General features: G+C 47.3%; 14 protein-coding genes. 3 read left to right on the top strand and 11 right to left on the bottom strand.

Going from position 1 to position 11,945, the window contains the following annotated elements:
• The 3 genes from ACXAJH_RS00755 to ACXAJH_RS00745 all read right to left on the bottom strand — a co-directional run bounded on the left by ACXAJH_RS00755 (position 1) and on the right by ACXAJH_RS00745 (position 1,728).
• Positions 1 to 555 (bottom strand): PadR family transcriptional regulator, encoded by a 555-nt coding sequence (locus ACXAJH_RS00755; protein WP_474992828.1) that lies wholly within the window; start codon positions 553 to 555, stop codon positions 1 to 3.
• 84 nt (positions 556 to 639) lie between these two features.
• Positions 640 to 1,167 carry a DUF4269 domain-containing protein gene (locus ACXAJH_RS00750; RefSeq protein ID WP_474991721.1) on the bottom strand — a complete coding sequence of 176 codons (528 nt, stop codon included), beginning with the start codon at positions 1,165 to 1,167 and terminating at the stop codon, positions 640 to 642.
• A 69-nt stretch (positions 1,168 to 1,236) separates the two neighbouring features.
• Positions 1,237 to 1,728, bottom strand: coding sequence for a lactoylglutathione lyase family protein (locus tag ACXAJH_RS00745; RefSeq protein WP_474993445.1), 492 nt, complete (start codon positions 1,726 to 1,728; stop codon positions 1,237 to 1,239).
• 121 nt (positions 1,729 to 1,849) lie between these two features.
• Between ACXAJH_RS00745 and ACXAJH_RS00740 the strand changes: the two genes are divergently transcribed.
• Positions 1,850 to 2,188 carry a winged helix-turn-helix transcriptional regulator gene (locus ACXAJH_RS00740; RefSeq protein WP_051254583.1) on the top strand — a complete coding sequence of 113 codons (339 nt, stop codon included), beginning with the start codon at positions 1,850 to 1,852 and terminating at the stop codon, positions 2,186 to 2,188.
• Between the two features lie 48 nt (positions 2,189 to 2,236).
• Here ACXAJH_RS00740 and ACXAJH_RS00735 read toward each other — a convergent pair whose 3' ends face one another.
• Complete coding sequence (locus ACXAJH_RS00735; RefSeq protein ID WP_474968247.1) at positions 2,237 to 2,884, bottom strand: DsbA family protein; 648 nt, start codon at positions 2,882 to 2,884, stop codon at positions 2,237 to 2,239.
• A 329-nt stretch (positions 2,885 to 3,213) separates the two neighbouring features.
• Between ACXAJH_RS00735 and brnQ the strand changes: the two genes are divergently transcribed.
• Positions 3,214 to 4,590, top strand: coding sequence for a branched-chain amino acid transport system II carrier protein (brnQ, locus tag ACXAJH_RS00730; RefSeq protein ID WP_474992826.1), 1,377 nt, complete (start codon positions 3,214 to 3,216; stop codon positions 4,588 to 4,590).
• A 43-nt stretch (positions 4,591 to 4,633) separates the two neighbouring features.
• On the opposite strand, the gene ACXAJH_RS00725 is transcribed toward brnQ, so the two are convergent.
• The 7 genes from ACXAJH_RS00725 to ACXAJH_RS00695 form a co-directional block, all read right to left on the bottom strand.
• A complete protein-coding gene (locus tag ACXAJH_RS00725; RefSeq protein WP_474992824.1) occupies positions 4,634 to 5,833 on the bottom strand; it encodes an alanyl-tRNA editing protein in 1,200 nt (399 codons plus the stop codon).
• Positions 5,834 to 6,010: 177 nt separating this feature from the next.
• Positions 6,011 to 6,541, bottom strand: a complete 531-nt coding sequence (locus ACXAJH_RS00720) for a YcxB family protein (protein WP_474971598.1) — start codon at positions 6,539 to 6,541, stop codon at positions 6,011 to 6,013.
• 270 nt (positions 6,542 to 6,811) lie between these two features.
• A complete protein-coding gene (locus ACXAJH_RS00715; protein WP_474971599.1) occupies positions 6,812 to 7,405 on the bottom strand; it encodes a hypothetical protein in 594 nt (197 codons plus the stop codon).
• Positions 7,406 to 7,431: 26 nt separating this feature from the next.
• Positions 7,432 to 7,614 carry a hypothetical protein gene (locus ACXAJH_RS00710; protein WP_474971600.1) on the bottom strand — a complete coding sequence of 61 codons (183 nt, stop codon included), beginning with the start codon at positions 7,612 to 7,614 and terminating at the stop codon, positions 7,432 to 7,434.
• Positions 7,615 to 7,729: 115 nt separating this feature from the next.
• Positions 7,730 to 7,948 (bottom strand): hypothetical protein, encoded by a 219-nt coding sequence (locus ACXAJH_RS00705; RefSeq protein WP_027953913.1) that lies wholly within the window; start codon positions 7,946 to 7,948, stop codon positions 7,730 to 7,732.
• Positions 7,949 to 8,059: 111 nt separating this feature from the next.
• Positions 8,060 to 9,475, bottom strand: coding sequence for a YfcC family protein (locus ACXAJH_RS00700; RefSeq protein ID WP_474968240.1), 1,416 nt, complete (start codon positions 9,473 to 9,475; stop codon positions 8,060 to 8,062).
• A gap of 281 nt (positions 9,476 to 9,756) precedes the next feature.
• Positions 9,757 to 10,569 carry a hypothetical protein gene (locus ACXAJH_RS00695; RefSeq protein WP_474971602.1) on the bottom strand — a complete coding sequence of 271 codons (813 nt, stop codon included), beginning with the start codon at positions 10,567 to 10,569 and terminating at the stop codon, positions 9,757 to 9,759.
• 132 nt (positions 10,570 to 10,701) lie between these two features.
• Between ACXAJH_RS00695 and ACXAJH_RS00690 the strand changes: the two genes are divergently transcribed.
• Positions 10,702 to 11,934, top strand: coding sequence for a dicarboxylate/amino acid:cation symporter (locus tag ACXAJH_RS00690; protein WP_281657844.1), 1,233 nt, complete (start codon positions 10,702 to 10,704; stop codon positions 11,932 to 11,934).
• Positions 11,935 to 11,945 lie beyond the last annotated feature (11 nt).

The raw sequence follows: 11,945 nt of genomic DNA, 5'->3' as shown, positions 1-11,945 counted from the left end.
TTACTCCTCCTTCATTTCATCGATACGGGATTTCGTTTTCTCACACCATTCGACAGCCGCTTCCGTCGTAGCGAGTCCGTAATCCAGGGTAATGATCCAGAACGGCGCGTCTTCCGACGGACACTCCTCGCTCAGCAGCAGTTCTTTGATGCTCTGGTACGTATGCTGCTTCTCATACAGTTTTTTTCTGTAGCTTTCCAACTGATGAAGAATGACGGATTTCTGCTGATTCCGGCTGAAAAACAGCTTCAGCAGCAGTTCATTTTTCTCCACCGGGAGATCCTCCACCGGTTTCATCAGCCAGGACCGGAGCTGTTCCTTACCGGACGGAGTGATGATGTACTCCTTCTTATCCGGCCGGCCTTCCTGTGAGGTGACATGAACCTCTGCATTTCCCTCCTCCACCAGTTTCTTAAGCGTCGGGTAAATCTGTCCGTAGCTGATCTTCCAAAAGTGATTCAAGCTCCCATCCATCATCCGCTTCATCTCATAGCCTGTGTGAAATCCTGCTGTCATCAAGCCAAGCAGGGCATAAGGGGTATGATTCTCCTTCATAGGCTGCTCCTTTTATATCAATATGATATATATCTATTTGATATAATTATAAAACAGAACGCCCGCATAATAAACAGACTATTTTCAAATCCACCCCTTCTTTTTTCCATAAGCAAGCAGCCCTTCATATGGATCCCCTTCGATTTCTAATGGATCACAGAATGCGGCTTCCGTGGAAAAGCCGTCTTTCTTATTCTGAAGAATGATGGGTTTGAGAGCAGGATCCTCCCGGAGGATACGGTATTCAATAAACATGTGAAGCCAGGCATGCTGCTCGGTCACCGGCTGGTTCTGAGCGAACAATTCCCACTCCAGTCCCCCGTACCGGAAATTGGCTTTTGCGACCTTACGCCCTCGTATGTATTTTTCTACAGTTTTAAAATTGGAAAAGTCTCCATACAATCTCTCCCATCTTTCCAATAAAAAGGAATGGTTTTCTGTCTGCATGATGATATCAACGTCGGAGTCCTCCAAATCAATCCCGAGTGGAATGGTTCCACAGATGACCGGGTGGTTTTCCTTGAATTGTGCAGCGATGTTCAGTTTGTGAAACAACCGCAGGACGTGCCGCTGCTTCTCAGACCCTGTGCGTAATAGTTCCATCACGTTCATCCAGCTCCCTCCTTTCTCCCTACCATAAAAAGAAACACCCCTGTCTGCAAGGACAAGGGCGTTCGTTTATTAATAAGCTCCGTCAGAATACGTCAGCTCATAGCTGTGGGAGTAAATTTCAAAAATGTTGCCGAACGGATCTTCAACATAAACCATCCGGTACGGCTTATCTCCAGGATAGTATTCACGGATCGGCATGCGCTGCTTTCCACCGTGGGCTTTAATTTTTTCAACCATGCCCTCTACATCCGGGTCCTGGATGCAGAAATGGAAGATGCCTGTCTTCCAGTATTCAAAATTGTTTTCCGGCTGCTCGTTCTCCGGAAATTCGAACATCTCGACACCGATACGGTCACCTGTAGCGAGGTGGGCAATGCGGAACTGCTCCCACTCGTTTCCGAAGACGTCACGGCACATCTGGCCGATGGCTGTGTCATCATTTTTCACTTCTGAAGGCTCCATAATGACATACCAGCCAAATACCTCCGTGTAAAATTTAAGGGCTTCATCTAAATTCGGGACAGAAAGTCCAATATGGGAAAAAGATCTTGGAAAAGTCATCATTATTTATTCCTCCTTGTTTTATTTCCTTTACAAATTCCATTATAGTTAGATTTAGACGTTTGAGAAGAACGCACTTTAAAGTAAGAGGCTTACCAAAAAGTTAGAAAGGAGCCCGTTTATGAAGGCACCGATGGACGATAATGGAAAGCTTAAATGCTCCATTGAATATACATTGAAAAAGATCGGCGGCAAGTGGAAAACCGTCATCCTCTGGCACTTGAGCGTAGACGGCACGCTTCGCTACAACGCTTTGAGGAACCTGCTTCCCGGCATTTCGCATAAGGTGTTGAGTCAGCAGTTGAAGGAACTGGAGGAGGATGGATTCATCATCCGCTTCCAATATGATACTGTTCCTCCAAAAGTCGAGTATTCCATTACAGATATGGGAAAAACGCTGATGCCGATTCTTGAACAGATGCATAAGTGGGGAACCACCTATGGAGATTTGGAACCATAAAAAAACCTGCAGCAAGGCCTGAACTTAGCCTGCTGCAGGTTTTTCTTTTTATTCCGATTTTGCTTCCTCAACCATTTGAACGAGGTCATCGATAGAGCTGCCTTCAAACTTTTCACCATTAACGAAGAGCGTCGGCGTTCCAGTGACATCCCAATCACCAGCCCAGTCAAGATCACGATCCAGCGCTTCTTCTCCAGCACCATCCTGATAGGCGGTAAGAACAGACTGCGCTTCTTCTTCACTGACGACTTCTGCCAGTGTGTCATATAAGTAATCTTCGGTGTAAACTTCCTGCTGCTCGGTTCCCGGTTCCTGCTTTTCATACATCAATTCATGAAATTCCCAGAAGGTGTCGTTTCCAAGCTCCTCATAAACGACTTCAGCAAATTCAGCAGAGCGGTCGGAATCCGCATTGATGAATGGATATTGAATAAAGTAAAATTTCACATCTCCGGTTTGAATCAGCTGTTCATCAATCAATGGAAAGAATCCAGACTCAAAATCCTTACAGTACGGACACTTGTAATCCCCGAATTCCACAATATTTACTTCTGCGCTCTCCTCACCTAAGTAAGGCTGGCTTTCATAACGATCCGCTGTATCTTCACTTGACTGGCCCCCGCTTAATAAAGCTATGGCGCCGATCACAATGACAACGGCGGCTGCAACAGCCATCCAGATCCACGTTTTTTTCATGTATGTTTCCTCCCTGTGTACGATTTCAGGCTTCGGCCATTCAACCACGATGACCCGCCTGGACGATCCCCCATTTTCCGTACAGCCGGAAAAATCTCCTACGGAAATATCATGCATGACCACTCTGGGAAAGTCAAAAAAATCATCTAATAGCAAGGGTGGAAACGGGTCTCTATCCAGATCGTTCCAAAGAAAACGATGCCATTTTTGAAAAAGACAAATAATTTCAACGAATTGCGGTAAGCCTATTGTTCCTTCCATCGTTTCTTGGTAGGATAATCTTTATTCGTTCAGCGAATGACGACTACATCGAAGAAAGGAACATGCATATGCAACAACGAACTTCCATTTCCACCTACATCATGATCGGAACCATGCTGTTCGGGTTATTTTTCGGGGCCGGGAACTTGATTTTTCCGATTCAGCTTGGACAGCTTGCTGGAACTTCCTTCTGGCCGGCTTTGATCGGTTTTCTCGTCACAGCCATCGGACTTCCGTTCATGGGTATCCTTGCCATCGGCTTATCCGGAAGCCGCGGACTGCATGACCTGGCCAGCCGGGTCCATCCATTATTCGGCACGGGATTTGCTCTTTTATTATACTTAACCATTGGACCGTTTTTTGCGATTCCCCGGACAGCTACCGTCCCATTTGTCGTTGGATTCGAACCTTTCCTTGACCAAGGATCAGCGGCTATCTGGCTCGGCGTTTTCACCTTTATCTTTTTTGCGGCGGCCTACTACTTTTCTCTTAATTCGGCAAAAGTGATGGATATCGTCGGAAAGTATCTGACTCCGACCTTTTTACTGTTCTTATCCATTCTTATCGTTACAGCCATCATCAAGCCGATGGGAAGCTTCGGTGCCCCGACCGGAGCTTATGAAGCCATGCCGTTCATGACCGGCTTCAAGGAAGGCTACAACACGATGGATGCGCTCGGCGCCCTCGCTTTCGGGATTGTGGTCATTCATGCGATCCGCCGTCTCGGGATCACCGACTCCAAAGCGATTGCGAGTACAACGTGGAAATCCGGCTTGTTTGCCATGAGTTTGATGGCGCTGATTTACGGATTGATTACGTATATGGGGGCCTCCAGTACAGCAGCCGTCGGCCAGTTTGAAAACGGCGGATTGACCTTTGCAGCGGTTTCTCAGTTCTACTTCGGTTCCTATGGTTCCATTCTGCTTGCCTTGATCATCATCCTGGCCTGTTTGAAAACGTGCATTGGTCTGATCATTGCCTGCAGTGAATTTTTCCATACGATCTATCCGAAAGTCAGCTATAAGACGTTCGTCCTTGTGTTATCCCTGTTTTCCTTTATCGTAGCAAACGTTGGGCTGACGAATATCATCGAGTATGCAGTGCCTGTACTGATGTTCTTATATCCGCTGGCCATCGTTCTTATTCTGCTCGGTCTCAGCTCTAAAATGTTCAACCATAAGCAGACCGTTTATGCTGGAGCCATGGGGCTCACCTTTTTCGTCAGCATCATCGATGGATACAATGTCCTCGTGGGAACGATCCCATCAATTGCAGCCGATTGGCTGGAATCAGTCAACACCCTCTATGCTGCCTACCTGCCGTTTTACGATATCGGCCTTGGCTGGATACTGCCGGCCGTGATCGGAGGATTGGTCGGTTATTTTTGGAAGAATCAGCACGTCCAGCCTTCGAAGAACATGCAGACAGAAACGATTCAATCATAAAAAGAAGCGTACCTGATCTTTTTCAGGTACGCTTCTTTTTTATTTAATCAGCAGGAGCAAGGAGGTGTTCCTTCACTTTTTGAGCAAATGCTTCGCCGGACATCAGCTTCCGGCCGCCCCCTTGAACAAAGTGAGGCCGGCCGCCTCCCTTGCCTTCAATCAGCGGCATCACCTGTTTGGCGACCGCATTCATATTCCCATCGAGGGATTCCCCTCTTGCCATAACAAATTGAAGCTGATCTTCCTGCTCACTCACAAAGACAACCTGATGGTCAGAGGTCTTCTTGAGCACGGCCTGCGCCAGAGACTGCAGAGCCTTGATGGAACGATCCTTGTACACATTCACAATGAGCTTTTCCTCCCGATGAGCGGCTGCCAGCTCTGAAGCTTCATAAGATAACAGCTCCTCTTCCAGTTCAGCGATTTTTTTATCTTTTGCCTTGTCACCTTGGATGAGAGACTTCACCTCATCTACCAGCTCCGCTTCCGGACGGGAAATCAGCTGCTTGACTCCTTGGATGACCTGATGTTTGTTTTCAAGCTGCTTCAAAACACGATCGCCGCAGACAAATTCCAGACGGACCTGCCCTTTGTTCTTCGTCCAGCCGAGGAATTTCACTGTTGCCACTTCCGCAGTCGATGATGGATGTGTACCGCCGCAGCCGCTGTAATCGATCTCCGGGATGATGACAAGACGCACGTCCCCTTCCACACTTAACGATTTGCGAAGTGGATAGGTGTCTGCTTCTTCCACTGTCACCCATTTCGTGTCAATCGGATAACCAGCGCGGATGACCTTATTGATTTTCGCTTCTGCTTCCTTCATGACAGCTTCACTGAGTTGAGGGGTATCCAGGTCGATGGTAACCGTATCGTCACCCAAATGAAAGCTTGTCGTTGGAATCTGGTAATCATCATGGAAAATGGCGGATACGATGTGCTGTCCGCTGTGCTGCTGCCGATGGTCATTCCGCCGCTGTTCGTCCACGACGCCATGGACACTTGTGTCTTCCAGCGGCAGGGCTTCAGCCAGGTAATGACGGATCTCCCCATCGATTTCCTCGACATCAACAACCCTAGTCCCGTTCAATGTGCCGGTATCGTGAGGCTGACCTCCTCCTGTCGGATAAAAGGCCGTTTCCTCAAGAACCGCGTACGTTCCGCGGTCATCCATTCCGGTTTCTTTTACATATGTATGAAAACTCGTAAGGTACGCATCTTCGTAATACAATTTCTTTGTCATCGTTCTTCCTCCTGTCTATCCCCTATCGTACCATGAGCGCCTTTTGCTTTGCATGCAAACTCGGACTCTGATTCCAACAGTCCAAATACATCATGATCCACGTGCGTCTTCCCGAGCATCTCTGCTTCACGGATTCGTCCTTCATATGCGAAACCGATCCAGTCGATACTTTCCTATCTATCCTTTTTTCAGATCCACTTTCGTTCTGCTTCCCGCAAACTCATCCAAAGCCTTGCGGTAATTAACCACCTGCTCTTTAGATGAAAAGAAATGCTTCGGCACAATAAAAATTTTCGTGCGGTAAACGGATAAGAAGAAATGCTCTTCTCTTTCCATTATAGAGGTGAGTTCATCCCACTCCAGTAATAAATACGCGTTTTTTCCCTTCTGAATAACACCTTCTGAAGATAATTGATAAGTGATGGGTGATTGTAAATGCCGGTTTTTCGCATAAGTTAGACGTGTGGTCATATAGACGAATAACCGGCATAACAGCCAGAGGAAAAAGGTATACAATAAAGCTTCCATTACAGAAAACACAATGTTGACCAGCCAGTGTCCCTGAGACCATGAGATAAAGAATCCCGTTAATATTAAAAAAGAGAATAAGACCACACGCTTTATTGATCTTTGCATTTTCAACCGCATAAACGTGTGGACATCCTTAAACGTTAATACCCCTTGAACTTCTGTTTCTATGTTCTCCATACAACTTCCCTTTCGACAATGGATACGGATGAAAGTTTCACCTCTTATAGTCGTTCACATTCTGAATCCACTTTCACCCCATTGGTATTGGTTCCGGCGGTTGATTTCTCATCCAACCCTTCTAATCTCTATCCATCCACCACTTCGCTATAATAAAGAAAAGAATAAAGACAACGATGGCACTCCAATAGTACCATTGAGGCACATGCTCGAACCCATACATACACACACCACCCTGACAGATTTATAGATTGGGACTCCAAGTACGTTTCAAGCATTATGTAACTGATCAAAGACGATGACCGGGATCATCAGGATCAACAGCTGTTGAAACTCAGAAAGATCACTACGGTTGTTGACCTCATAATGATCCATGGACACTAAAGCTTCCTTTGTTGTCGGATATGGAATCGACCGTTTTTTGATAGTCGAGAGCTTTGAGGAAGGATCACCTTCTTCATATACCACAAAATCCAGTGACCCATTCTTTCCCTCCGCCGAAAGCAGCAGGCGGCCAACTGTATCCCGGACGCTCAACCGTTGAGAACTGAATTTTAATTTCTGCTCAAGGACGGCCACCCGCTTCCCATCCCGGCCAAAAATATCGATCTGCTGATTCAGTCCTCTCTTTTTACTAAAGACAGCCACAGGCTCAGCTTTAGGGTTGGTCATACGAAAATGTTTACTGCATATAAAATGTAAGCTGACCCATTGAAGCAGCTGATCCTTCCAGCTGGACGCCGACTCAGCTGTTTCTTCGATCATCCCGATCAACGCCCCACCTGCCCGAATCGAAAACTGCTGCTTCTGACTTTTATAGAGAGATTGCGGCTTAACTTCCAGTTTGCTGTGGCTGGTAAACAATGAATGATCACTTCTTTCCTTCTCATTTAGTGATTCTCTGATGTTTTCTTTCGATCCTTCATGAAATTATCGATGGCCCACTTGGAGAAGGTGGCAGCAACAGCTGTCCCTGCAATCTCCATCCATCCGTCCTCAAACGTTGAAAAAAGAACCAGAAAGATCGTCATTCCAACGATCATCCATATAAAGAATCGGATATATTCCTTCACACTGACACCTCCTGAATCGGACCTATCCATTATTTCAAAAAAATACCACACCCTCAACTTGATTTTTTATTAAAGGCATAGGAAAACCCCCGGCAGCTGGTGCCGGAGGCTGAAGTTAGGAGGCGTTGTTTTTAAATCCATATAAGTAATTCACAAGCTTGTCATAATCTTCGTCCGAAGAACACTCAATCTGCAGATCAATGAAGGCCATAACGATATCTTCCTGTTCAAATGGAAAGTGACTGCTGTCGACGTTGGAGAGAATATCCCGATTGGACAGCCCCTTATTTTTTAGTACATCAACCGTCTGTTCCATAGAAAATACCCCGGACATGATGCATTCCTCCTCCATCATACTTGAGTTTCTAAAAGAGCAGGACGACCTTGTCCTGCTCTTTTATTTATTCGACATGAAGAAGAGAAATTCCTTTTCAAAATCCTGTGATCATACAGGTCCCCAGTTGATGACAACCCCGATGGAGAGCATCACGACAGCAATGACGACCCAGATCAGCATCAGGGGAAGCATCCATTTCGCCCATTTGATCCACGGAACTCCTGCAACGGCCAGACTGGCCATCAGCGGGCCTGACGTCGGGAAGATGCTGTTTGTAAACCCGTCCCCGAATTGATACGCTTGAACGGCAACCTGGCGGGTAATCCCGACCATATCCGCCAGCGGGGATAGAATCGGCATGGCGATCATCGCCTGACCGCTTCCGGATGGGACGAGAAAGTTCAGGACTCCGTTCGCCGCAAACATACCGAGCGCAGCTGTGACGGGGGTGAGTTCCTGCAGAGGAACCGACAGGGCGTGTACAGCTGTATCAAGGATCTTGGCGTTCTCCATCACAATAAGCACAGCCCGGGCAACACCGATGATCAGAGCGCCGTACACCAGCTTCTGACATCCATCGAGAAACGTCAGTGCCAGTTTATTGTAGTTCATACCAGCGATGATGCCCGCTCCAAGACCAATGACGATAAAGAAGGCGGACATATGATTGATCGTCCAGGAAAACTGGATTGTAGCGTAAATGAAAAAGGCAAGGCAGGCCCCGACAAAACCGAGCAGCCATTTATGGCGGGTGGTGAACGGTGCTTTTAACCCCCCTTTTTCCTCCCCTTCATCCAAGACACCCATCAGGCTTTTCGACGGATCCTGTAACAACTTTTTCGCATATCTCCACGTATAAGCAATGGTCACCCCGACGATCACGACGAACGCAGTCATTCTCAGCGCCATCCCTGAAAACAAAGGGATGTCAGCAATCGACTGAGCAATTCCTACGGTGTAAGGGTTCAGGAAACCTACGTTAAACCCGGCAAACGTCGCTCCGAACGTAATCGATACCGCCACAATCGCATCGAGCTTCAACGCCCGGGCAATGATGACTCCGATTGCTACGAACGGAATGACCGCGTTCGCAATTACACCGACCGCTCCACCAATGGCAAATAACGTGGAGACGACAGCGATGAGCCAGAACTCTTTCCCCCGGGTCAAATGGACCGCTCTCAGGATTCCTCCCTTGACCGCGCCTGAACGTTCAACCACTTCGAAGGCTCCACCGGCAAACAAGACTAAAAAGATCATCCCGGCAGACTGGATCATTCCTTCCTGAAGCGCCATGAAAATGTCCATAAATCCGGCCGGGGATCCGTCAGCGGCACTAAAGGTGCCCGGAACCACACGTTCCACCCCATCAACGGTTTCCCGCTCAAACGTTCCAGCGGGGACGAAATAGGTAGCAATGGATGCAGCAAGGAGAACGGCAAATAAAATGACGTACGTATCCGGCATCTCCCACCGGCGTTTTTTCTCATGCTGCATCTCTGTCTTCTCTGCTGGTACACTCATATACGATACAATCCTCCTGAATATGTATTCATAGTTTCTTTTCCCTGCCTATGAAACGTAAAGATTTCCTAAAATGGATGTTGTATAGTATATAAGCTCCGGTGAATATTTGCAAAATTTAAAAGAAACAAAATGTTGATCCATCATCCCTCCCTTCTATTTCACGCAGGACTATAGTCACAAAAAAACCGCTGCTTCATGAAGAGCAGCGGGGTCATTTACAGGAGGAACCATCTGAGGAGCTCCCTCCTATTTTCTTAATTCACAGGACGAAAGCGTTTTTATTTCCGTAAAAGGCGCTCGATGAATAAAAAGCTGATCGTTCCAAGCAGCAGTGTCTTGTTTTCCTTTGTCAGCGTATCCGATAACTCTACCATATCATTGTCTATATCACGGAAGATCCGGGTATATTCGATAGGAAAGCGTCCGTTATAAAAATGGGCCCAGGTGTGACCGGTCTCATCCTTGAGTGTGAAATCCCCGGATAACCCGGAAGCCTGCACGAATAAGACCTCCTCCCCCCGTGAATTCTTTATCATCCCCTTCATATGGATAAGGCTTTTGAATTCCTTTTGTATGTAAGAGCCCACCTTTTCCTCCTTCTCATTATCAATTGCCACCACCGTTTCCTTAAACCCTTTCCTATGCAGGGAAAACAACGGTCTCCCTTCATTGGAGTAAAAACGAAAGGTGCAGGGAATAAAAGACAGAAAAGAGGAACGGAAGGCAACGAGCGGGCGGCTCCACCATGGCAGGTCATCCACTTTCAACATTCCTACATATGCTCCGTTTTTCTCAAAAGCGAGAAGCCTCGGGTACAAGCCTGCATCCGGCTGGATAACGAGATGATCCAGTTCCTTTAATGAACGAGTGGAATCTTCGATAGCCATATTTCGGACTTTGTTGTATTTCCTCCGGCTTGAAAGCGAAATGAAAATCAGGAGGAGGATCGGAAAGAGAAAGAATCCCGTTTCCATCCACTCTTCTGTTCCTGACGGCCTCATAAAAATAATCACCCCAGCTGTAATGAGCAGCACAAGGATTAAAAGACTGTACGCGGTCCGCTCTCTTCTTTTATACATATCGGCAATCATGAAAACTCTCCCTTCCATTTCTTGTACGTTTCAGGAAATATACGGGTTTCAATCTTTCAAGGATGAATGATTACCGGATTGGATGAGTTGCTGTTATAATGTACTTTTGTACAAGAAAGAAAGGGGTAACCTATGAAAAAAATCTGGCAGTTATACAAACATTCTTCTTTTCTATTAAAAATGACCATCGGATTCGTCCTTGGTATTACAGCGGGCATTGTCGTCGGACCGGAGATGGAAATCGTCCAGCCGCTGGGAACCATCCTTATCAATCTTCTCAATCTGATCGCCGTTCCCGTCATTTTCCTGACCGTCGTCCTGGCTATCAATGAAATCAGTCCGAAACACCTCGGCCGGCTTGGTGGTAAGCTGCTCGGCTATTACGGCATAACGACAGCGGCCGCTGTTTTAATCGGGGTCGGACTTGCGCTTTGGATCAACCCGGGCACAGGCCTCACCCTCCCTGCTGCTGATGTTGAGAAGCCGGAGACACCGGGATTCTCTGATGTATTGCTGAATATCGTCCCGAACAACTTGTTCCAGGCGTTCTCCTCAGGTGAACTGATGGGCATCCTTTTCCTCGCTGTCATCATCGGGTTGACGTTATCCATAATGCGTTTCCGTGGAACAGAGGAGCATAAGGAATACGGCGATCTTCTATACCGCTTTTTCCGTGCCGCTAATGAAATGTTTTTCCTTCTGTTAAAAGGAATCCTGCTTTATGCACCCATCGGGATTTTCGCTATTGGAGCTTCTACATTTGCCACACAAGGATGGGAAACCTTCCAGTCTCTGTTCGCCTTTACCGGTGTTTTCTATTTAGGCGTCGCACTTCTCTGGATTTTCGTCTATACCGGTTTTCTGATGTATGCCAAAGTGAACATCCGACAATTTTTCAGCCGGACAAAAGATGCCTACGTGACCGCCTTTTTCACTTCCAGCAGTATTGCATCCCTGCCGGTAGCTGTTGAAGCGGCTAAAAAAGCAGGCATATCCGAACGAACCGCCCACTTCTCCCTCCCGATCGGAGCGGTTTTCAATTCCGATGGAGGCGCACTGCGCATGGGGGTTTCCATCGTCTTTGCCGCCAACATCACAGGGCTCGATCTTTCTGCCGTCGATTTTATTACGATCGTCGCTGTCGGCACGCTGCTTTCCATCGGAACAGCAGGCATCCCGGCGGCTGGGCTCGTCACCCTGTCTGCGGTATTGACGATGTTCAACCTGCCGCTTGAAATTGTCGCCCTCATCGCCGGCGTGGATGTACTGATCGGCATGGCCGGCACAGCCTCTAACGTGCTTGGTGATATCGTCGGATCCGCCGTCGTTGATAAAAAAGAAAAGAACGCTGACCAGGCAGCATGAAAAAACCGGAC

The sequence above is a fragment of the Halobacillus sp. ABD4_316 genome (assembly GCF_056161385.1).
This window is presented reverse-complemented; position numbering and strand designations above follow the sequence as displayed.

Coding starts and splice junctions, on each gene's coding strand:
- ACXAJH_RS00755 (WP_474992828.1), bottom strand. CDS start 555: ATGAAGGAGAATCATACCCCTTATGCCCTGCTTGGCTTGATGACAGCA.
- ACXAJH_RS00750 (WP_474991721.1), bottom strand. CDS start 1,167: ATGAACGTGATGGAACTATTACGCACAGGGTCTGAGAAGCAGCGGCAC.
- ACXAJH_RS00745 (WP_474993445.1), bottom strand. CDS start 1,728: ATGACTTTTCCAAGATCTTTTTCCCATATTGGACTTTCTGTCCCGAAT.
- ACXAJH_RS00740 (WP_051254583.1), top strand. CDS start 1,850: ATGAAGGCACCGATGGACGATAATGGAAAGCTTAAATGCTCCATTGAA.
- ACXAJH_RS00735 (WP_474968247.1), bottom strand. CDS start 2,884: ATGAAAAAAACGTGGATCTGGATGGCTGTTGCAGCCGCCGTTGTCATT.
- brnQ (WP_474992826.1), top strand. CDS start 3,214: ATGCAACAACGAACTTCCATTTCCACCTACATCATGATCGGAACCATG.
- ACXAJH_RS00725 (WP_474992824.1), bottom strand. CDS start 5,833: ATGACAAAGAAATTGTATTACGAAGATGCGTACCTTACGAGTTTTCAT.
- ACXAJH_RS00720 (WP_474971598.1), bottom strand. CDS start 6,541: ATGGAGAACATAGAAACAGAAGTTCAAGGGGTATTAACGTTTAAGGAT.
- ACXAJH_RS00705 (WP_027953913.1), bottom strand. CDS start 7,948: ATGTCCGGGGTATTTTCTATGGAACAGACGGTTGATGTACTAAAAAAT.
- ACXAJH_RS00700 (WP_474968240.1), bottom strand. CDS start 9,475: ATGAGTGTACCAGCAGAGAAGACAGAGATGCAGCATGAGAAAAAACGC.
- ACXAJH_RS00695 (WP_474971602.1), bottom strand. CDS start 10,569: ATGATTGCCGATATGTATAAAAGAAGAGAGCGGACCGCGTACAGTCTT.
- ACXAJH_RS00690 (WP_281657844.1), top strand. CDS start 10,702: ATGAAAAAAATCTGGCAGTTATACAAACATTCTTCTTTTCTATTAAAA.